General features: G+C 43.1%; 21 protein-coding genes and 2 pseudogenes. 14 read left to right on the top strand and 9 right to left on the bottom strand.

Translation table 11 applies throughout. The features are described from left to right. Positions 1 to 6 precede the first annotated feature (6 nt). On the bottom strand, positions 7 to 1371 hold the full coding sequence (locus AC6F33_RS01690; protein ID WP_500777593.1) for an MFS transporter: 1365 nt from the start codon (positions 1369 to 1371) through the stop codon (positions 7 to 9). A gap of 223 nt (positions 1372 to 1594) precedes the next feature. On the opposite strand from AC6F33_RS01690, the gene AC6F33_RS01695 reads away from it, so the two are divergent. Next, entirely contained in the window at positions 1595 to 2110 is a 516-nt protein-coding gene (locus tag AC6F33_RS01695; protein ID WP_255748239.1) for a DUF16 domain-containing protein, read from the top strand. Positions 2111 to 2259: 149 nt separating this feature from the next. Here the strand turns inward: AC6F33_RS01695 and pdxR are convergent, their stop codons facing one another. Beyond that, positions 2260 to 3675 carry a MocR-like pyridoxine biosynthesis transcription factor PdxR gene (gene pdxR, locus AC6F33_RS01700; RefSeq protein WP_500777594.1) on the bottom strand — a complete coding sequence of 472 codons (1416 nt, stop codon included), beginning with the start codon at positions 3673 to 3675 and terminating at the stop codon, positions 2260 to 2262. A gap of 114 nt (positions 3676 to 3789) precedes the next feature. Between pdxR and AC6F33_RS01705 the strand changes: the two genes are divergently transcribed. Then, positions 3790 to 4341: a pyridoxamine 5'-phosphate oxidase family protein gene (locus tag AC6F33_RS01705; protein ID WP_500777595.1), complete on the top strand. Its 552-nt coding sequence runs from the start codon at positions 3790 to 3792 to the stop codon at positions 4339 to 4341. 214 nt (positions 4342 to 4555) lie between these two features. Continuing rightward, positions 4556 to 5326: an alpha/beta fold hydrolase gene (locus AC6F33_RS01710; RefSeq protein ID WP_093673184.1), complete on the top strand. Its 771-nt coding sequence runs from the start codon at positions 4556 to 4558 to the stop codon at positions 5324 to 5326. A gap of 20 nt (positions 5327 to 5346) precedes the next feature. On the opposite strand, the gene AC6F33_RS01715 is transcribed toward AC6F33_RS01710, so the two are convergent. After that, positions 5347 to 6174 carry an HAD family hydrolase gene (locus AC6F33_RS01715; RefSeq protein ID WP_093673186.1) on the bottom strand — a complete coding sequence of 276 codons (828 nt, stop codon included), beginning with the start codon at positions 6172 to 6174 and terminating at the stop codon, positions 5347 to 5349. Between the two features lie 509 nt (positions 6175 to 6683). Then, positions 6684 to 7907: pseudogene (locus AC6F33_RS01720) on the bottom strand (helveticin J family class III bacteriocin). 186 nt (positions 7908 to 8093) lie between these two features. On the opposite strand from AC6F33_RS01720, the gene AC6F33_RS01725 reads away from it, so the two are divergent. From AC6F33_RS01725 to AC6F33_RS01735, 3 genes and pseudogenes are all read left to right on the top strand, one after another. Then, the gene (locus tag AC6F33_RS01725) at positions 8094 to 8849 is read left to right on the top strand and encodes a hypothetical protein (RefSeq protein WP_093673190.1); all 756 of its coding nucleotides are present in this window, start codon (positions 8094 to 8096) and stop codon (positions 8847 to 8849) included. 425 nt (positions 8850 to 9274) lie between these two features. Continuing rightward, a complete protein-coding gene (locus AC6F33_RS01730; RefSeq protein ID WP_093673194.1) occupies positions 9275 to 10045 on the top strand; it encodes a hypothetical protein in 771 nt (256 codons plus the stop codon). Between the two features lie 281 nt (positions 10046 to 10326). Next, a pseudogene (locus tag AC6F33_RS01735) lies at positions 10327 to 10780 on the top strand (GNAT family N-acetyltransferase). Positions 10781 to 10802: 22 nt separating this feature from the next. Here the strand turns inward: AC6F33_RS01735 and AC6F33_RS01740 are convergent. Continuing rightward, positions 10803 to 11270, bottom strand: coding sequence for an alpha/beta fold hydrolase (locus tag AC6F33_RS01740; RefSeq protein WP_093673196.1), 468 nt, complete (start codon positions 11268 to 11270; stop codon positions 10803 to 10805). 195 nt (positions 11271 to 11465) lie between these two features. Here AC6F33_RS01740 and AC6F33_RS01745 point away from each other — a divergent pair, with 195 nt between their 5' ends. Continuing rightward, positions 11466 to 12305 carry a pentapeptide repeat-containing protein gene (locus AC6F33_RS01745; protein ID WP_255748246.1) on the top strand — a complete coding sequence of 280 codons (840 nt, stop codon included), beginning with the start codon at positions 11466 to 11468 and terminating at the stop codon, positions 12303 to 12305. A 4-nt stretch (positions 12306 to 12309) separates the two neighbouring features. Further along, the gene (locus AC6F33_RS01750) at positions 12310 to 12807 is read left to right on the top strand and encodes an AAA family ATPase (protein WP_500777596.1); all 498 of its coding nucleotides are present in this window, start codon (positions 12310 to 12312) and stop codon (positions 12805 to 12807) included. Between the two features lie 170 nt (positions 12808 to 12977). Here AC6F33_RS01750 and AC6F33_RS01755 read toward each other — a convergent pair whose 3' ends face one another. Further along, positions 12978 to 13787, bottom strand: a complete 810-nt coding sequence (locus tag AC6F33_RS01755) for a ZIP family metal transporter (RefSeq protein ID WP_500777597.1) — start codon at positions 13785 to 13787, stop codon at positions 12978 to 12980. 874 nt (positions 13788 to 14661) lie between these two features. Here AC6F33_RS01755 and AC6F33_RS01760 point away from each other — a divergent pair. The 5 genes from AC6F33_RS01760 (at position 14662) to AC6F33_RS01780 (ending at position 17812) form a co-directional block, all read left to right on the top strand. Continuing rightward, on the top strand, positions 14662 to 15759 hold the full coding sequence (locus AC6F33_RS01760; protein ID WP_500777598.1) for a C40 family peptidase: 1098 nt from the start codon (positions 14662 to 14664) through the stop codon (positions 15757 to 15759). An 85-nt stretch (positions 15760 to 15844) separates the two neighbouring features. Continuing rightward, positions 15845 to 16033 (top strand): hypothetical protein, encoded by a 189-nt coding sequence (locus tag AC6F33_RS01765; protein WP_093673204.1) that lies wholly within the window; start codon positions 15845 to 15847, stop codon positions 16031 to 16033. Between the two features lie 196 nt (positions 16034 to 16229). Then, entirely contained in the window at positions 16230 to 16955 is a 726-nt protein-coding gene (locus tag AC6F33_RS01770; RefSeq protein ID WP_218143251.1) for a YczE/YyaS/YitT family protein, read from the top strand. 92 nt (positions 16956 to 17047) lie between these two features. Then, the gene (locus AC6F33_RS01775) at positions 17048 to 17203 is read left to right on the top strand and encodes a DUF1540 domain-containing protein (RefSeq protein WP_093673208.1); all 156 of its coding nucleotides are present in this window, start codon (positions 17048 to 17050) and stop codon (positions 17201 to 17203) included. Positions 17204 to 17356: 153 nt separating this feature from the next. Next, positions 17357 to 17812, top strand: coding sequence for a DUF4183 domain-containing protein (locus tag AC6F33_RS01780; protein ID WP_177184764.1), 456 nt, complete (start codon positions 17357 to 17359; stop codon positions 17810 to 17812). Between the two features lie 48 nt (positions 17813 to 17860). Here AC6F33_RS01780 and AC6F33_RS01785 read toward each other — a convergent pair whose 3' ends face one another. The 3 genes from AC6F33_RS01785 to AC6F33_RS01795 form a co-directional block, all read right to left on the bottom strand. Further along, positions 17861 to 18145 carry a DUF4183 domain-containing protein gene (locus AC6F33_RS01785; RefSeq protein ID WP_093673212.1) on the bottom strand — a complete coding sequence of 95 codons (285 nt, stop codon included), beginning with the start codon at positions 18143 to 18145 and terminating at the stop codon, positions 17861 to 17863. A gap of 152 nt (positions 18146 to 18297) precedes the next feature. After that, complete coding sequence (locus AC6F33_RS01790) at positions 18298 to 18783, bottom strand: GNAT family N-acetyltransferase (RefSeq protein ID WP_093673271.1); 486 nt, start codon at positions 18781 to 18783, stop codon at positions 18298 to 18300. Next, entirely contained in the window at positions 18783 to 19691 is a 909-nt protein-coding gene (locus tag AC6F33_RS01795) for a LysR family transcriptional regulator (protein ID WP_093673214.1), read from the bottom strand. The genes AC6F33_RS01790 and AC6F33_RS01795 overlap by 1 nt, the downstream gene beginning before the upstream one ends. 116 nt (positions 19692 to 19807) lie before the next feature. Between AC6F33_RS01795 and ilvN the strand changes: the two genes are divergently transcribed. After that, positions 19808 to 21271: an acetolactate synthase small subunit gene (gene ilvN, locus AC6F33_RS01800; RefSeq protein ID WP_500777599.1), complete on the top strand. Its 1464-nt coding sequence runs from the start codon at positions 19808 to 19810 to the stop codon at positions 21269 to 21271. The last annotated feature ends 124 nt before the right edge of the window (positions 21272 to 21395 follow it).

The following is a 21395-nucleotide window of genomic DNA, read 5'->3' on the forward strand; positions in this document are numbered from 1 at the left end:
CTTGGTTTAATCAGCTCGAGTCGCTCGGAAATAAGTTACACTGATAAAGAGTGCAGGAACGCTGACGGCGGCGAGCACCCAGGTCAGGATCAGGAAATCCGTTGATGTGATGGTTGTTGCAAAGATGACGCCGAGTACGGCTGAAGCGCTGATGGAACCGATAAAACGACAGGTTTGGAAAAGTCCGGCGCTTGTACCGACCATTTCTTCAGGAGACTCGCGCAGCATCATCGTTTGCAGGGCGACATTTCCGATGCCGTAACCGCAGCCGATCAGCAGCAGAAAAAGTCCGATGAGAAGGAGTGATCGTTCAAAAGCGACGATCATGAGAAGCAACGAACCGATCGCGGTCAGAAATGCACCAAGCTTAAGCGGTACGGTGGGTCCGGAATGATCGATTCGGTGGCCGGTAATTAATGATGCAATCACACTGGCGAGTGACATGGACAGCATCATGACTCCGCTTAAGCGGATACCCAAGTGCATACCGCTTTGAAAAAAAGTAGGCATCCCATAAAAAAGGCAGTAGTTGGCGACGTTAAGCAGGATAAACAGCAGATAGACAAGGGTTAAGCGATGATTTATTTTCAACAGATGCAGGTTAACAAATGGAGCGCGTGTTTTGCATTCTCTCCAAACAAACAAACCGCCGGAAAGTAAACCTGCTGCAGCAGCCCAAATGTTCACGCGCTCCTTGATCGTGAGTAAAAACCAAAGCAAGCTGACAATACTGATGGAAAAAAGGATAATTCCCGGAATATCCAAGTGTTTCAGCAAGCTTTTCAAACGATGCGACCGATTATTGATGTCCTTGGGAAAGATTATCAGACCAAGCGCGAGGCTGACAACGATAAAGGGAAAATTCACGTAAAAGATACTTGGCCAGCCGCCCCAGACAATTAATAATCCGCCGACTGACGGCCCGCACGCGGTCATGACTGAAGCACAGATCGCCAGAGCGGCGAGGGTCGAACCTTGACGTTCTTTATTGACGGATTGATGTACCAGTGCGACACTGGACGGATAAATGGTGCTGTTGCCAATGGCTTGAAGCAGACGCATCAAGAGCAGCACGAGAAAGGTAGATGCCAGCGGGGCAAATAAGCAGGCAACCGCGGAAAGCAGCAGTCCACCGATAAACAGCTTTCGGCGTCCGATGAGATCACCTACTTTTCCTGCAACCGGCTGACCGACAGCGCTGACCAGATAAAAGGCGGAGACGAGCCAAGAAACCGTTGCAAATGTGAGATGAAAATCTTGCTGAATGCTGTGCAGTGCGAGCGCAATCATTGATGAATTCAACGGATTGAGAATCGCTCCGGATAAAACGGCCGCCATAAAGGCCATATGACTTTTTTTCAACGTATGCATTTTCCCGCCTCCGACTCCAAGTATATCTGCTCCGGCTTATTCACAAGTGACAGGTTTATCCGGCGTGCAACGAATCATTGATTCTAATCTATAGATATGCAGCCTCAACGTTTTCGACTGCAGTTTCATCGAGTCTATAAGTTCATGGAATACTCCGAAAATACTTTTGGTCAGACCAAAAGCATTGTATAATAAAAGCAACCAAATAAAAGGAGGCGATTAAATGCCGAATAAGGAAAGCGAATTTCACCAATTGTTTGAGGTGCTCACGGATACAAGAAAAATTATGCTGGATTTTAAGGAGGATGTAGACCAGCGCTTAGACTCAATGGATCAGCGTTTTGATTCGATAGACCAGCGCTTAGACTCAATGGATCAGCGTTTTGATTCGATAGACAAGCGTTTAGACTCAATGGATCAACGTTTTGATTCGATGGACAAGCGCTTAGATTCAATGGATCAGCGTTTTGATTCGATGGACCAGCGCTTAGATTCAATGGATCAGCGTTTTGATTCGATGGACCAGCGTTTAGACTCAATGGATCAGCGTTTTGATTCGATAGACAAACGTTTGGATGATTTGAGTGCCCAGCAATCGGTCATGAATCACCGCATTGGCAATTTGGAAACGGCTCAAATTGAAACCAACGTCCGGCTCTCAAAGATTGAAGCGGCTCAAGATAAGACAACGAAAGCGTTTATGACGATGGCGGAATTATTTAATGAACATTCCCATTAAAGGAGTGAACCGTTATTAAGTATATCGGGCGTTTCCTGATCACACGTTTTGACTTAATGTCCCCTAACATGTATTTCTTCTTGTTCCCTTCATTCACAGCTGAAAACAGATAAGTTAAAAGGATCGTTGATTTCACGATGTGGCTCGGGTTATGAGTAATAAGGTAGCCAAGCTTTGTGCAAACGTTTAATCCCCTGTCTGATCTCATCTGGCGATAATCCGCCGAATCCAAGTAAAAGAGACGAATCATTCATATCTTTGTTTTGAACGAGGTAGGCAGAGGTCTCGTATACTCGTATACCCGCCTTTTTTGCTTGCTTGATCAGTGTTTCCGACGGGTACCGGCTTTTGACATGAATGACGATATGCAAGCCCGCATCCTGTCCGCTGACACGAACATGACTGCCCATTACCAATTTAATGGTATCAAGAAGCAGTATCTGTTTTTTCTTGTACAGCGTCCGCATTTTGCGAATATGGCGGTCCCATTGTCCGCTTTCGATAAATAGCGCCAATGTCTTCTGGTGCAGCCGTGAAGCAGTTTGTCTCCACTCAAAGCTTTGGTAGGCTTCAAGCAGAGCGGGCGGCAGAACCATATAGCTTACTCGAATCGCAGGCATAAGCGATTTAGAAAAAGTTCCGATGTAAATGACACGATTGTGTTCATCGATCCCTTGCAACGAAGGAATCGGTTTCCCTCTGTAACGGAATTCGCCATCATAATCATCCTCGATAATCCAGCTGTTATGCGCATAAGCCCATGAAAGTAGCTTCATTCGTTTTGCAATCGGCATCACCATGCCGAGCGGATATTGGTGCGAAGGTGTGATATAGACCGCGTCTGCCTGACTTTTACTCAATTCATCTATGGACAGTCCGTCTTCTTCAACTGGAATGGGCACTAAGTGAATCGGCCATCCTTGCAGCGATCTGCGGACGCCTTGGTAGCCTGGATCCTCCATCGCTAATTGATGATTATTCCATTCAATCAGATGGTAAAGCAGCTCAAGGATTGATTGGGTGCCGGCAGCGATAACGATTTGTTCCGGTATGCATTGGACACCTCGAGAACGATGCAGATAGTCGGAAAGTGCCGCTCTTAATCGTGGTTCACCCTGAAAATGACCGTATTTCAGGATCTCTCTATTCTCATGACTCAGCAATTTGCGTTCGCATTTTTGCCATTCATCCAACGGGAAATGTGCGGTATCAATGTCCGACATAAAGAAGTCGTATAAGATGGGGCTTGTCTTCTGTTTGGGAGAATATCCGGCAGAAAAATGTACATCTCGGTTTACGTAGGAATCAATGCAATCTCCTTCAAATTCTGCGACAAAATAACCGCTGCGCGCGCGGCTTTCAATATATCCTTCGGCAAGAAGCTGTTGATAGGCCATCTGCACGGTTGTCTTACTTACCTTCAGATTTTCCGCAAGATAGCGGATGGATGGAAGACGTGTGCTTTTTTCAAGGACGGAGTGTTCAATCTCATTTTTAAAATAACGATACAACTGGATATATAAAGGATCCTTTGAATCTTCATCCAGCCGAGGAATAATCTCCATTTTCATCCCACCTCTGTACTGCCTCACAACTCATGATCTGTATCTTTTAAAAGGTACAATCGCTTTTATAATTAGAATTATAAACGATAAATGACAGAAAAGGTGGAAAATAACATGCGCCCTTTACGGAAACAGATGCTCGAATGTCGTGACTCTGAGAAGATTAGTGATTTTTTGACACAAGCACGGATTGGATTTTTAGGCCTTTCCGATGAGGACTATCCCTATGTTGTGCCGCTTAATTTTGTTTGGTACAACAATAAGTTTTATTTTCATGGGGCGGATGAAGGCAAAAAGGCAGATTTAATGAAGGCGAATGCGAACATCTGCTTTACTGTATGTGAAGAATTTGGAACAATGGCGCATCCTGTACCCGCTCACACGGACACGGCTTATATGAGTGTTATGGCTTTTGGCAAAGTGACACATCTCACCGATTGGGATGAAGCGACAGAGGCTATGCAAAAATTGCTGGATAAGTATGTTCCCGGTTACTACGATCGATCATTATCACGAAATCATTTGGAAAAGTACCGTTCATCCATGGGCAGTACGACAGCAGTATTCTGTCTGGATCCGGAGGTTCTGACCGCAAAAGAAAAACCGCTTGATCAAGCCCGAAAATTTGAACCGGGAATGAAGGCAGGAAAGCATGAAGGTGATTAAGAAAGGGCAATCAGGTGATGAGAAACGAATGGATACTCGGTACTACATTTCTGAGATAAGTCAACGTTTAGGGATCTTTTTTGACAATAGCAGAACATATGTGCTATATTTTTGAAGTGCTTAAAGCAGAAATTAATGATTCACTTGAACGTCGATTATGACCGTTTCTTTTTGGCGGACAAGCTTTGGCAAATTTATCGCAGAAGGTGATTTGATGAACGAGTATTTTGTGAAAAAAGCGAATGCAGTCCTTCGCTATAACGATTTTCCAGGTACTGAACAACCTATTTTGTTTATTCATGGACTTGGTTGTGCCGGTTCTTTTGACTATCCGCAAGTGGCAGCCCAGGAAGCGTTAGCGAAACATCGCTGTGTAATTGTCGATCTTTTGGGCTCCGGCTACAGTGACAAACCAAATGACTTCGGTTATACCGTTCAGGAACATGCAGAGTATCTTAAGGAATTTGTTGAATCGATAGGACTCGAGTCGTTTATCTTGTTTGGACATAGCTTGGGAGGAGCAGTAGCTCTGTCTTTAGCGGATCAATGCAGAGAACGAATCGATCGAATCATTTTGAGTGAAGCAAATTTAGATAAAAGTGATGAAGGATCGTCCAGCAAATATATTGCGGATTTTGATCGAAATGAATTTTTGAAAAATGGATTTAGAGAGTTAGTAGAGGAAAGTCGGAATAGCGGAAATCAAATGTGGGCGGCATCTTTATCTCTATGGTCGCCCAGGGCAGCCTACTTAATTTGTAAATCTGCAGCAAAGGGGCAACAACCTTCAGGAAGAGAAGTTTTATACTCACTTGACTGTCCGAGGACGTTTATCTTTGGTGAACGCTCACTGCCGGACGCGGACGTACAGGTACTCCGAGCGCACGGTGTCACAATTGAAATCGTTGAAAATGCCGGACACTCAATGGCGTGGGAGAATCCGCAGGGCCTGGCCGAAGCCATTCAAAAAGCTATTCAAGCGTGAAACTTGGACCCTTTCTTCGTTCATTCATCTGAATGGAAGTGCAGCTCCAGCCAACGAGCGACACCATCTTCATCGTTTGATTCAATGATTCCGGTCGCCTGCTCTTTTAATTCATCTACCGCATTTTCAACAGCGTAGGATTCATTCGATATTGAAAACATGGACAAGTCGTTCACTCGATCGCCAAATGAAACGATGCGATCAAAGCCCATGAGTTCTCTAAGTCGGACAATGGCATTGGCCTTCGTTGCCTGTGAGGGCATCACTTCGCACCAGTATTCCTCACGGTAGAGCTCTTGTTGGAAAATACACTGATATCTGCTGTCTTGGTCAAACCATTGATGAATCTTAGACATAGGTTTCTGCTCACCGATACAGGTAAAGTAGAATACATCCCCGGCATACAGATCGCTGATCGTGTCTACACTGCGAAGGCGAGGGTCTCCTCTTCTTGAATGAAGATAATGGAGCATCCCGTCATTTTCGTATCCTTTTAGCCAACTCACACGCTCCACTTCGTTGACGAATGAGTAGACAAGCGGATAAAGGCTTCGCTCCGTGAGCCATTCCGCGACATTGCGTATGTCTCGCTCATTGAATGAGGCAGAGTCCAGCCGTTCGCCGGTTTGCGCATCGACAATGAATGCACCGTTATAGATAATGACCGGAATCGGTGTTCTCAGTCTCTTCGTAACAACAGAAGCTGAGACAAGTGAACGTGCCGTGGCATAGGAAAAAGACATTCCGGATTCGATCAATTGGTTGATGGTGCTCATGCTGTATTCGGAAAGCTTGGATTGACTGTTTAGCAGCGTACCGTCAAGGTCCGATACATAGAGTGTTTTCATGGAACACCTCACAGGAAAAATTTTGATTGCGAAAGAATCTCAAGTTGAGGACGTATAGTTGTGTAAATTAGAGTTATCTATGAGGTAACAATGAGGTGATGAGAAGTTCGTTTTCACTGTGGTGGGCCGCGCTCCACCACAGTGAAAACGCAAAAATTTGATCTTCGCCTTCTTATTGAGTTCCCATAGAAAATGAACCAAAGTCCATGATCCCAATTAGAATTGAGTGAACCAATAACTTTTTCTAAAAGGAGAGATTCATAGGACTCAAGTACAGATTACTCTAAATGATCAGATCTTGCATCAACTTTTTCTAGGATATTCTAAAGAATCCCTGCTGTTAATGTACTTTTGGAGGCGATTCTCAATCAGGCCCAAATGAAACAATGATCGATAAAAAATTAGTTGCGATATTGGTGTTTCTATTTAAAATGGATCATTAAAACTTGAATGTTTTAATGATCCATCTTTGAAGCTTAAGTCTTAGTTTACATTTTTATGAAAGTTGATTAAAAGTCACTTTTGGGTACTGTGAAAATTACTTTAGAACTATCGCTATGCAGAGATACATTTAAATAAACATAATCCCCCTTTAACTGAATCCCTTCAGTTTCAACCTCATTACCAACTGGATTGTTTAAGACGCTACCTTCAGCCCCTTCAACAGCAACAGCGTATGGAGTAAAGTCAGTTGTGCCCCAGTTGCCCTTTTGAATAACTGGCTGATTACCAACGCCACCACTTGAAATATAAATGGCTTGTCCGTCAGAAAACTCAATCCCTTGAACAGATTGATGTGCAACTTTATTGTAAAAATCACTTGACGTATATGACTTTACACATTGAGCCACAACAGAAGCGTCACCAGCTGAAATATACTTTGAAGCTTGAGCTTCCTAAGTATCCAAAATATTATTTAGTCCAGCAGCATTGTAATAAGCAAATTGAACCGTATTGGACGTATTCATTGACCAGATCATTAAATAGTTACGAGAGCTATCTAAAGCCGCTTCACAACGCTTTAATGTACCAAAAGATGAACCTGATTTATTGGCATGATTGATGCTCGAGAAACGAGGAACATCCGTGTAATCAATCGAAGCGCCGGCTTGATATTGAATCCGGGCAATTTGTGTTCCCCAGTCGATACCAGAAGCATCTGGGTTATCTACCTGCGTAGCCTTTGCAACTACCCAAAAATAATCTTTTCCATTGTGATCCCCCCACTGTAACGTTTCACCATGCCCAAATCGCCTGAGAGTCATGTAATCTTTCGCATTTAGTGATGAGCCGTTCAATGGAAAACGTGTAATGATTTGGGTGGCTCCCACACCACTATTATTAATTTGTTGAGTGGTGTAAACGTATTGAGTTCCTACATAGGCAGTTTGGACAACATTTTTGTAGTGTAAACCATTTAATGTAAAAACCGCGGTACCAGTTGCCGCCTGAGAGGAAACAGTTACTTTTTGTTGATGACCTGCTGATTTTTCTTCTTTATACGCGTCATAGGCCTGCCGAGGGGCTTCAGGGTGATCCTTAAAATAGTGCTCCATGGCTTCATCGGAATCAAAATCGTCTCGGTTCATAACTAATTGGTCGGTCGGAACAGGTTCACCAGCATCAAATCGCTCATCTAATGGGACGGCTTTATCATTTCCACTCATAACAAATTTCTCCCCGTCTAAAAATTCGGTTTGTAATAATATTCGCATTATTAAAACCTCTTTCATTATAACACTATTGTGGGTTGATTTAAGCAATATAAGCTTTTCTTTAAGAAAAAGGAAAACCGCAAAGGCGTTTAGTCGATGCGTGACGTTATGTTATAATGAGGCAAAATAAGAGGATCATCACGCGGTCTCTGAACTGGGCGTTACGATTAAGTCCAAAACTTATTAGCCGAGGGGGATTAAGGTATGAACAAACGGACAAAATTATTCATGATTTCAGTCCTTGCCGTAGCGAGCTTACTGACTATAACCTCATGCAATAAAACTAATGCATCAGCAACAATTAAAGTGGGCTACACGCCTTTAAAGACAGCTGCATCAACCCGTAACGTGGTTGCTACGGGTAAATACGCCCTTTATACAAAACCCGGCACGGTAAAGGGGGCTAAACGAGTGGCTTCCAAGAGCCAAATGAAAAAATTTGCTTCTTATACTCGTGCAGATACTGATTATTACGAGTTAATAGGGAGGAACCACGCTTATAAGGGTTCAACTTATTATTTTCGTGCCTATGGTTATAAAGTCACCTACACCGGTTCAGTTTATTATCGGGTCGTGACGATGAATGGTAAATATCGGGGGTACGTCTATGGAGGTAAAAAAGTTGGTTCCTTTGCTGGTGGAGTTAAAAAAGCAACAACTACCCAAGCGGCAGCAATTCCTGCTAACTTTAAAGATTACGTCGGAGTTATCATTCCAGGTAGTGTTTGGAATTATCCTCCCTACACGCAATACAAGACTAAGCGATTAGGTAAAGTAAACTGGACGATTCCAAGTCTGGCTAAATTTAAAGTCACTAAGGCTGTAAAACGGACTCGGGAACAAGATACTTACTACTACCTTAAATCTCAAAAGAGCTCCGTACCTTCAGGTTGGGTCAGTAGCCGTTACGTTATTTCTTACAGTGAAGTTGAAAGCAATGAAGGCATTACTCATAATTGATTGCTCTAACGCGTCATTATATGTCACTCATCAACGATCAAATAAAAAAGAGGTTGCTCCGTAAGCAGTCTCTAATCAAAGAATGGTTCATGAAAATCCTTGGGATTTCATGGACCATTTTTAAGTCAATGAGCTTCTGATCTAAACCCACTCCAGTAGACCCTTTTAGGACTCGTGGGAACTTCTTTGTCCTCTGAAAGGTCTGCTATAATAAATCCAGGTGAGTAAAACGGGATATATCCACTATGGAAGCCACTATTTCACCTAGCTAACGACTTGTTCCAACTGAGATATTGACACACAAAAAGGACTTGACCGGTTTATGCGTTATAATGGAGCAAAATAAGAGGATCATCACGCAGTCCCTGAGCTGAACTGGGCATTACGATTAAGCCCCAAACGTATTTGACGAGGGAGATTTAGGTATGAACAAATGGACAAAATTATTCATGGTTTCAGTCCTTGCTGTAGCGAGCTTACTGACTATAACATCATGCAATACATCCAATAAACCCAATAAAACCGTTAAAACCAATACGGCAACAATTAAAGTGGGCTACACGCCTTTAAAGACAGCTGGCTCCACTCGTAATGTGGTTGCTACAGGTAAATACGCCCTTTATACGAAACCCGGCACGGTAAAAGGGGCTAAACTAGTGGTTTCCAAGAGCAAGATGGCAAAATTTGCTTCTTATACTCATGCAGATGCTGATTATTACTATGGTAGTCTGAGGAACCACGCTTATAAGGGTTCAACTTATTATTTCCGTGCCTACGGTTATAAAGTCACCCACACCGGTTCCGTTTATTATCGTGTCGTGACGATGAATGGTAAATATCGGGGTTACGTCTATGGGGGCAAAAAAGTCGGCTCATTTGCTGGCGGAGTTAAAAAAGCAATGACTACCCAGCCCACAACAATTCCTGCTATCTATAAGGATCACGTCGTCGGGATTCACACTCCAGGTAATATTTGGAATTATCCTCCTTACACGCAATATAAGACAAAGAGTTTAGCTCAAAAATCTGATTTTATAAACTCAACAATTCCAAGCAAGGCTGAATTTAAAGTCACTAAGGCTGTAAAACGGACTCGGGAACAGGATACTTACTATTACCTTAAATCTCAAAAGAGCTCCGTACCTTCAGGTTGGGTAAGCGCCATGCGCATTCTTTCTTATTTTGAGATTCAGTGAAATGGAAGGTAATGAAAGGCGTTATTGATAATTGATCGCTCTAACGCGTCATTCATGTACGATCAACGATCAAATAGAAAAAAGAGGTTGCGCCGTAAGGATCTTCGCACAACCATTAGAGCAGTTTTTTTGAAGTATATACTGAATGTTTCTCCCATCTTATTCTTAGTGATCTATTGTTTTTTCATAGGTTTGATCTGGGTAGGTACATGTTTCTTTGTATCTCCTCAGTCGGAAACGTTATGATTCCAAATAAAATAAATGATTTTTGGAGGCAATGAATGGAGATCAAAAAGGATGATTTGACCGGAACCACGGTCATTGAATTGATCAGCGAGCATCTAAGGGATGGCAAAAAATTCGCCGCCCGAAAGTATTCATGCTCCTGATCTTGCCGCATTGAGAGGCCCGAAAATCACATTCTGGAGTGCGTGGAAAGGAGAAAAACTGCTTGGCTGCGGCGCACTGAAGGAGCTTGATGATCAACATAGAGAGTTAAAATCAATGCGAACATCCTTGCTGCATTTGAGGAAGATGGTCGCAAGGAATATTCTTCAGCACATCATTGACGTCGCAAGGTAGCGTGCCTATCGGCGAATCAGTTTGGAAACCGGATCAATGGATGCTTTTGAACCAGCGAGAAGACTTTGCGAATGTTTTGGAATTGATGAGTGTCCTCCGTTTTCAGAATACAGGGCAGATCCAAATAGTGTTTTTATGACAAAAATGTTATAAACGATTGTTGGCAGGCAAACGTTCAACGTGACGAGGCATTAGTGATAAATGCTCTGAGTTTCGACAGCGGGAATTCCTTTGCCCACAGTACATAATGCGCACCAGGAACCTTTACGATGTCACAATTTGATTGAGCAGTAAATGCTGCACTATTTTTTTGCTCAAATTGTGCTCTTTTTTGATTAATGCCTTCATAGGAGGCGTAGCAGAGACAGACGAAGCCTCCGGCCGAGTGCCCAATCAGATGAACCTGATCTTTTTTTTCTTCATCTAGAAAGTTGATTACCCAGTCGGCAATAGCTCTCGGCTTAATGGAACGATCAAAGCCCGAGCTCTCTCCGTATCCCGGCGAATTACAGAGATAGAATTGATAATCCTCCTGAAAAAAATCGGCAATCATTTCGCCCTCCATTCCGGAAAAACCGGCAGCAGGAAAAAACAGGATCGTTTCCGTTCCTTTTCCAAATTTCTTGAATGCGCAGTGTCTCATCAAAACAGCTCCTTTACCTAATTTTAGTCCAATGAGTGGATCAGTTCATCTGTTTCGAAATGGAAATGATCTATTTTTTTTGCTCTTGATAGACGAACAATTGAACGATGGATCCTGTATACTTGTACCATGCGAGTTATATGAACGGAAGTGTTGATTGTGCCTGAGACCCGTAATAACCAGATGATTCGAAGTATGCTGCGACCAGAATGTGAAAAATGTTTTGGCCTCTGCTGCGTGGCGCTGCCCTTCTCGAATTCTGCGGATTTTGCTTTCAATAAGCAGGCGGGTGTGCCCTGTTCAAATCTGCAACAAGACTTTCGCTGCCGTATCCATAGTGGACTGAAGGAAAAAGGATTTAAAGGATGCACAGCTTTTGAGTGCTTTGGCGCGGGGCAAAAAGTGTCCCAAATCACTTTTCATGGAGTAGACTGGCATGAGGACGCGGAAACTGCTCGCAATATGTTTGCTGTGTTTCCAAAAATGATTATGCTGCATGAACTGCTTTGGTACCTCCAAATGTCGATGCTACGGACTGCGTCAAAGCCCATTTATAATGAGATTTACCAAGCATTCGATGAGATCGAACAACTGACTCAACTCAGTTCAGATTCAATGATGAACTTGGATCTTCAATTACAGCATGCAAAATTGAATGATCTTTTTTTGAGAACGAGCGAACTTGTGTGGCAGGAAGCACAGCGACAAGACATGAAGCTTAGTCGGAAAAAGCGGAAAAATTACCGGAGCGCCGATCTTATGGGGAAGAAGATGAGTGGCGCTGATCTAGTAGGCGCGAATTTCAGAGGTGCTTACTTAATCGCTGCCGACTTGAGGAATGCAGACCTAAGAGCCGCCGATTTTATTGGCGCTGATCTGCGCGATGCCGATCTAAGAGGTGCCGATTTAACGGGCAGCATTTTTCTGACGCAGGCGCAGTTGAATGCTGCAAAGGGTGATGCGGCTACCAAGCTGCCGTCCGAGCTTGATCGCCCCCATCATTGGCAACAAAAAGTCATCATAAAAAGAGGGTAAGAACATGAAAAAATTAATTATGATCAATGGCACGATGGGGGTTGGAAAAAGTACTGTATCCGAACAACTGTCCGACCAGCTCGTGCCCAGTGTGTATCTAGATGGTGATTGGTGCTGGAAGATGAATCCTTGGGTGTTCACAGAAGAAAATAAGCGAATGGTCATCGATAACATAACACATCTGCTTAACGCATATTTGACGAATTCCGGCTTTCGCTACATCATTTTTTGCTGGGTCATGCACCAAGAGCAAATTTTTGAAGACATCTTGAGCCATCTCCATGGTGACTATGAGCTGCACAAGATTTCGCTTATCTGTTCCGAGGATGTACTCAGGTCTCACATCATGCAGGATGTGCAAAAGGGAATACGGACCATTGATTCAATCGAAGGCAGCATTGCTCGCTTAGAATTCTATAAAAAGATGGACACCACCAAAGTGGATGTTAGCAATCGGACCGCGTCGCAATCGGCTGAGCTAATTGCGGGAATAGTGAAGTAAGAAATGAATAACTATTTTCTGTTTAAAAGGTACATCGGGATTTAGGGCTATTTGTCGATCGAGAACTTCTTGAAACGAATAATCGGTAAACAAACATTTATTTAGTAGACTGATTCGTCAATTAGCGTTGTTCATTAAGGGATACATGAGTAAGTTTGTTCCTCTACAAGTCATCCCAATGCTACATCCAGTACCATCATGACGGCAAAGCCAAGCATTGTTGCGGCTGTAGCTAAATCGGTTGATCCTTCACGTTGAGACTCTGGAATGAGTTCTTCAACAACAACGAAGATCATTGCGCCTGCTGCAAATGCAAGAGCATAGGGAAGGGCCGGGGAAACGTGGACAACCAAATAAGCACCAATGACAGCAAAAATCGGTTCCACTATGGCAGATAATTGTCCGTACCAGAAACTTCTCGCTCGTGAAAGACCTTCGCCTCGAAGTGGAATGGATACCGCCGCACCCTCTGGAAAGTTCTGAATGCCGATGCCGAAAGCAAGAGCAAGTGCTGCGATTAATAATTCTGTGTCTCCGGTGACAATGGCGCCAAAAGCAACTCCGACCGCTGCGCCTTCCGGAATATTGTGAATAGTAATGGAAAGAACGAGTAAAATGATCTTCCGCAGTTTAGTCTTTGGCCCCTCTTTTTGAGCTACAGGGAAACCAAAATGCAAATGAGGAATGAGACGATCAACGAGTCTTAAGAAAGCCCCGCCTAGTAAAAAGCCAATAAGTGCAGGAACAAACGAGAATTTACCCATTCCGGAACTAATCTCAATTGCAGGTGCGAGTAATGACCAAAAACTAGCCGCGATCATAACACCGGCAGCAAAGCCGAACATGACGTTGGCCATCTTTTGATCTAAATCTTTGAAGAAAAAAACGAGTGATGCTCCGGCTGCAGTGCAGCCCCAGGTAAAAAGTCCGGCAAGCAAAGAAAGTAGTACCGGATTCAATGCAGACAACTCATGCAGCATTTGAAAACTCCTTTTTGTAAGTTATAATCATGCGCGATTATTTGGAATCAGACCAATGCATCCTCAATGATGATCACCGGTTGAATAAATCATCCTCATAAACCCGCCATCACTGTCAACTCACTTCATCTTTTCCACTTTACTAATGTATTTCCCTGATTTGCTCGAGAGTATGCCTTGCAGAGCAATGTTTTTTGTATTATAAGAAAGAATATAATTTTAAGGCTTATAGTTTAAGCGCAACTAGATGTTTGCCATCGCCCGCAGCAAGCGAGTAACCGAAGCGATGATTCAACAGTACCGCAAAGGCATGAACCAATAACACACGGCTGGGGGTTTAGGACCGGGTGATTAGGTAAGCGCCTAATTCTGATAAATAAGCGGAAAAATTACCCTTAATTAGAAAATGAACGAAAAAATAGCTTGAATAGACGGAAAAATTCCGCTTATCGAATCGAAAAACGTGAAGATGGTAGGGTTTTACTTTGCATAAGCGGAAAAATTACCCTTATTTACCGGCGAAGTACGCGCCATGATGCAAATAACCGGAAAATTTCCGCTTATTTACTCGCCTGATTTTTCTAATAGTGAATGCTCATTTCTAAAGCTTATGACTGATCTATTGAGGTGTATGCCTCCGCGCACTCATTGCTGCCCACCCATATAATTCCATAACTGTTTCCGGATGCTAGTGATTCTAGAATATAGTTTGAATATGAAATTATTGACCCTTTTTGTCATCAGAATGTATCAGTGCTGTCAATAGGATGTTATTGGAATGCAACCTCTAAGACCTATGATTAGTTGTGTTGCAAGGTTACATAGAACAATGACTGAAAGAGAGAAATTTTGGGAGCATACCATAGGGGGAAACATGATGAAAAAAAGCATATTATCGTTAGCATTGATCGGTGGGTTGACCGTAACCGGACTTGGATCTCATCAAGCGGATGCTGCATCTGCAACATCTGTAGTGAATTTAGCACAGCAAGGTGTCGGCTCAGCTTACTCTTGGGGACAGAATGACTGCTCGGGATTTACAATGCGCGTCTTTTCACATTTTGGTATTCAATTGCCTCATAGCGCGGCAGCACAAGCGGGTTATGGTACTGCAGTCAGCCGATCGAATCTTCAACCTGGAGATCTCGTCTTCTTTAACACATCAGGTGGAGGTATTTCACATGTTGGAATTTATGTTGGCAATAATCGCATGATTAGTGCGGAAACAGAAAAAACCGGGGTACGTGAAACGCAGATATTTGGTGGAGGCGCGTCAAGTTATTGGGAGCCGCGTTACGTGACTGCCCGAAGGATCGCAACGAACGCTCAAACAGCAGCGCAGCAATCTGTAAAAACAGTTCAGCCGCAAAAAACGACACAAGAATCAGCGACTTCTCAATCTTCATCAACTCAGGGTTCAAACGATCAAACACAAAGCAGTGCGTCAACTGATCAATCATCATCAGCTGCTCAGACGAATGGGACACAAAGTGACCAAGCATCAACTACTGATCAGACACAATCAACACAAAGCAGCCGGTCAGTAACAACAGATCAGACAAAATCGACCCAAAATGACCAAGCATCTGTAAATGAAAACCAGACTTCTGAGACGACCGCATCTACAGCAGATAACTCAAATTCCAGTTCAAATGAGACAAGCTCATCACAAACGATAAATAATGGGGTATACATTGTGCAGACAGGGGATACGTTGTGGGCAATATCGAATAAAAGCGGCATCTCCGTGCAAAAGATCCAGCAAATCAACAAGCTGGAGGATACGATGATTCGTCCGGGACAGAAAATCCAGTTACAGGATCCATCCGAAAAATACACGATAAAGTCAGGAGATTCGCTCTGGTCGATCGCTAAGGAACATGGAACAACGGTGGATCAATTAATGAAAGCAAACAATTTGTCCTCTGATCTAATCTATCCGGATGATAAGCTGACCGTATCTGATAACTAATTAAGTTAATGAATAACAAAGGCTGCCGCTCATTTGCGACAGTCTTTGTTATTTTTGTTCCTTGGTACAAGGCACCATTTCATCAATGGCTAATGCCTCGATATATTTGGGCACGACCATCGGTTCATCGCTTGGTGGCTTGCTTTACGCGCATGCCGGAGGATTTAAAACGCTTGATCTGTTTACGATTATTTGTTTTCTTATTTCTCTTCTCTTATTTATGAAGAGCGGATTGTTTACATCAATGAGACAAGCCAAAAAAGAATTAATCTAATGACGTGCAAGTTTATTGCACTATTTGGGTGCTGTGCACTTCGACATGAATTATACATTGAACATATGCTGGGGAAGAGTTAAAATGAAACAACTTGAGTGAAGAATGTAATACCTTATTGACTATTCTTCACCGTTGCTTTATGCACTCATTCATAGCGATTAAAAAAGAAATGAACTAAAGGAAGGAAATGTTCGTGTACGCTAAGCATGCACTGCCCGTTCGCACTCACAATCATAATGAGAATCTCTTGTATTTCATGATTTCGATTTTCTTTAACGCCTTTGGAAATGCGCTGACCGTTTCACTGAATCTGGGAAGCGCGCTCTGGACAGCATCAGCAGTTAATTTTACAGCACTGACAAGTATTTCATTAAGCATCATTTTGATTGCCTCAGGTGTTCTTGTCGTTATCATCAATGCCCTGATTATCGGTAAAATTGATTGGCACCGCATTATTGGCAACATGATCTTTATGGTCCCGTTCAGCTATTTAATTGGGATGATCAGCACTTATCTTGTTGCTATAGGGATTAATGAATTGCCGCTTATCGTGCGTGTCGTTCTAGATATTGTAGGCGTATGCTTTATTTCGCTTGCGATTTCGATCTACCAACGTGTGAATCTGATGCTTCATCCTTGCGATGATTTGATGCAGATTATTCGTTTTAAATTTTTTAAAGGTAATGCGACGGTCGCACAGCTTGTAACCTTTTCTCCGCCGATTGTGATCCTCCTCATTTGCTGGATCGATTCACATCAGCTCTACGCGATCAATGTCGGTACTATTTTCGCTTTACTGTTTCAAGGCACATTGGTTGGCGTGTTTGATAAGACGGTTTTCCCAACGCTCAAGCACCAGAATATTGATCATGGTCAAGCGAGCAGTCAAAGCCATAAGCATCATGGACTGAACGTGTAAAAGTAGTGTAGCAAACAGTGAATGAACCCGATTTGTTGTCGTATTGAACCCTCGGAGCTTGCTCATACTAGTTCCGGAGGAGGTGAGCGACTTTGGCTAAAGATGTACTCTGTGAAGTGAACAATTGTACGTTTTGGGATGAAGGAAACCATTGCTCTGCAAATGCCATTTACGTCATCAGTCATAAAGGCAAGCAGGCATCAAACGTCGAAGAAACAGACTGCAAGACCTTTAAACCGGAAAAATAACAGATGAAAAAACGAAACCATGAAAAAGCGAGCGGACACTGTGTCCACTCGCTTTTTTAGTATAAGATTTTCGGAACACAAGGCGGATGCACAAACAAGTAGTTAAATGACTTAATACACTATGGTATCAATGCGCGAGGCAGGTGGTATGTGTTGACCGATTTTTTTGACAGACCGGATGAATGCAGCTCACATAGAAAGAAAGAGACACCGGCCCGCAGACTACAGAAAACAAAGCTGAGATCGGAAAAAAGAAACATAAATACGAATACAAATTCAAATGGATTGAATCAAACCATTACGATTAATTGTAATGGGTCAGTATCTGTCCCGGGAAATTCTCTCAAAGCGGAAACAACCTACTATATCACTACTGGGGTGGAGGGGAAACGAACCTATACAAATGCTGACGGATTATCCCAATATGGAAGCCAGAGCATCCCTGATCCGGGCGATGTTACGTTTTTTAACTTATTTGTCAATGGGATGCTTCAGCCATCCGTCTTTTATACGGTATCCGCAGGAACACTTTCCTTTATTGGTCCTAATGATGTACTTACAACTGGTGTACCTATTATCCTTCAAACCATTAAGATTCAATCGGGTTAAAAAAAGTACAGACCTTGTTAAGTCTGCACCTTTCTTTCTCTGTCACGTTCAGTTAACGACAAAAGCGACTGTAATCGGTGTTGCACCATCAAGGGTGTCGCCGTCAGGAATTGTAATGGCAGTTGTCGTAACCGTAGAGGTATCTGAGGTTTGAATCACACCATTAATATAGAGTTCATAATAGGCGAAAGAGCTTGGAAAGGCAGTTGCCGCGGCACCAGTATCATCAGTAAAGCTGGTTGCTGTCACAGCAAAGGTTGCGCCTGTACCTGTTCCTCCACCAAGTGTTGACGTGAATTTTCGACTGGCCATAAAAGGTTTAACAATGGGCATAAAACTGCATCCTTTCTGAAATTAGTTTACTGTGCATGGAAAGATGCTCCTTGTACAGCTAAACTAATTTATGCTTGGCAACGCTCTTGAGACACGTATAGATGATGCAAGAGAAATGCGGCTTTTATAGAAGATGGGTGGGAAACATCATTTCATGACAGCTTTTTATCCATATTGAACCACTGAATGCCTCCGTGCTGGGATGCGGCAATTCCTCGGTTTGTATAGCCTTTCTTCTCATAGAAGGCGATGAGCGATTGACGACAAGTAAGCGTTACCGTTAATCGATATTTTTCACGAGCCTGGTCTTCAAATGCATGGAGAAGGTTGCCGGCTACGCCTTTTCCTTGATAATCAGGAGCGACAACAATGCCCAGAATGCTTTGGTAACCGCCGCTTTTCGGATTAGGGATTGTTTGGTCGAAAAGGTCGTCGGTAATAAAGGGAACAGATAGAACCGGACCGTTCACATAACCGATCATTTGATTTTTCTCCTCTGCTATCAAAAAGGTATCGGATATCGTCGCAATTCGATTGATAAATGCCTGCTTAGTCGCAGCCTCTTCAGGAGTAAAGCCTGTATTTTCAAGGGCTATGAGCTGCTCTAAGTCCTCTTTTCGAACATTCCGAATATGCATCATTTCTCATCCTCATTCTTAGCTTTAAACAATTCAATAAATTGACGTGCTTTTTTTGTGAGATAGCGATTTTTCATCCAAATAATACCAACATCGGATTGGACCGTGATATCAGGAAGCTCGAACAGATCAATGTCGGCTACCGAAAAGGCTGAAAGGACAGATTTAGGAAGAACAGTGACTCCGATTCCGGCAATCACTAGAGCAATGGTAATCGATACACTGGAGCATTCACAGACAATATTCGGCTCAAAGCCTAACCGGCGGCATTCGTTCACAACTTTTTCGTTAAGCTGTACGGTTTTGTCGCTTTTCAAGGCAATAAGCGGCATGGATGCAAGATCTTTTAAATGGACATCTGAATTTGATGGTCGCCATTTTTGATTTGTCGGCACAATCATCACGAATGGATCGGAAGGCAGGCGGAGGATTCCATAATTGCTGGAATCATAGTTCGATTCAAACGGAAGTCGTGTGACAACCAAGTCAATACTGCGATTGGCCAAATAGTCGCCTAAGACAACATGATCCCCTTCTAAAATCTTAAACGTGACCTGAGGATAATGCTCGCGAAAATAGGCAATCTTCTCCGGGAGCAGGGAAACACATGAGAATACCGAGCCGATTTTCAGTGTGCCATGAATGCCCAGATCAAGCTCCTTAATTTCAGTAACGGTTTCGTCCATTTGCTGGAGGATTGCTTCAGCTTTAACTTGCAAAACGGCACCGGCTTCGGTAAGTGTCATGCCTTTGCCTTGACGATCAAACAGGATGACGCCGAGTTCTTCTTCAATTTGCTTTAGCTGCCGGCTCAGAGGCGGCTGCTCGATATTCAGCTTTTTGGCAGCACGCGTAATTTGGCCCTCTTTGGCAATTGCGAGAAAGTAACGAAGCTGGCGGATATCCATTAGCAGTCCTTCTTTCTTCATATATTAAAAGTATGATAAATGAATAAAACAGATATTTTTCGTATGGTTAATTGGATGATATCATAAAAATTAACAAGCAAAAAGGGGGAAGCAACATGAAAACCCACCGCATCTCAGTGATTGTCAAAAATCAGCCGGGAATTCTGGCACAGGTTTCCCGATTATTTAGTCAACGCGGCTTGAATATTGATACATTAACGGTTGGCACTTATAAAGAAATGCGTACATCACGAATGAAGATTTCATTGCGCTCTGAAAAGACAGTCCTTGATCAAGTGATTAAGCAACTCAATGGGTTAATGGACGTTATTCAAGTGAACGTTGCACACCCAATTATTTCGAATAAACCGATGGGCGGGAGATTAAGCGCCTTGTTTTCACAACGCGCGGTCGCCTTTTGGCTCGTTGCATATAGTCTATGTATTACATTGCTGGGGACGAATATCCCCTCACCCCTGCTCGCACTATACCGCGTTCAGTGGCACTTGTCACCAAGCATGGTGACGCTGCTTTTTGCAATTTATGCCGTTGTCGTTATTCCAACAATTATTATCTCCGGTCAGCTGTCCGATCAATTAGGAAGGAAAAAGCTGCTGATTCCAGGCGTTTTTTTCATTATTATCGGCTCCATATTATTTGTTCTTTCCACCAATTTTACGATGCTGATCATTTCGCGGATCTTTCAAGGCATTTCAGTCGGAATGATGAATGGCGTTGCCGTTGCAGCATTAACGGAACTTGATGAAAAAGGGAATCGAATCAAAGCCGCATTTATCGGATCAATGGCCGTCACAGTAGGCAACGCACTCGGTCCTGTGCTCTCAGGTTTCCTCGGCGAGTACGCACCGTTTCCACTGAAATTGGCCTATTTTATTCATATGTTTCTTGCACTCCCAGGTTTTTTCGGGCTTTTATGTATGAGTGAAAAGGTTAAACGAGTTCCTAAAATACGTATGCATCGGCCTGCTGTTCCGCAAAGTATTCGAAAACGCTTCTACCTGTCCGGCATGACCTCTTTTATTGCATGGTCAATTATGAGCTTAATGCTGTCGATCATCCCAAGTTATACCGATCAACTGGTGGGAAGCTCAAATTTAGCGGTTGCAGGTGCGATTGTGGCTTTAGTACTGAGCATTTCCACAATCAGCCAAATTGTGCTGAAACGCATGTCACTGCAAAATCTGTCCATTTTCGGCTTTTTCTTAATTCTTTTGGGGTTAGTAGCATTAGTGTTTACGCTCGAAACGAAATCAATCCTGTTTTTATTCCTGACAACCGTACTGATTGGATTCGGACATGGGCCAACGTTTGCGGGAAGTCTGGCGCTCACCAATCACATTTCACCGGACGAATCGCGCGGCGATATCATTGCATCATTCTATGTATTGACTTATCTCGGTGTAAGCCTGCCAATCTTGGGCCTGGGATTCACTGCCCGTTGGGTGGGGCTGAACAACTCAATCATTTTATATACAGGTGTGATGACGGTGATGATCCTTTTCGGTATGGCCTTTTGGATCATCGATCGACGGAAAGAATATCAGTTACAGACGAAATGAAATTAGCGACAGCAAAACGGCCGCTCTGCTCCTTCGATTGAAGTGAGTGGGCGGTCGTTTGATTTATTAAATGATGTGTGGCGCGATATCTTTCATTCAATGATTTAAATGAGCTCGGGCTTTC

Source organism: Sporolactobacillus sp. BBK16-2, assembly GCF_059878335.1.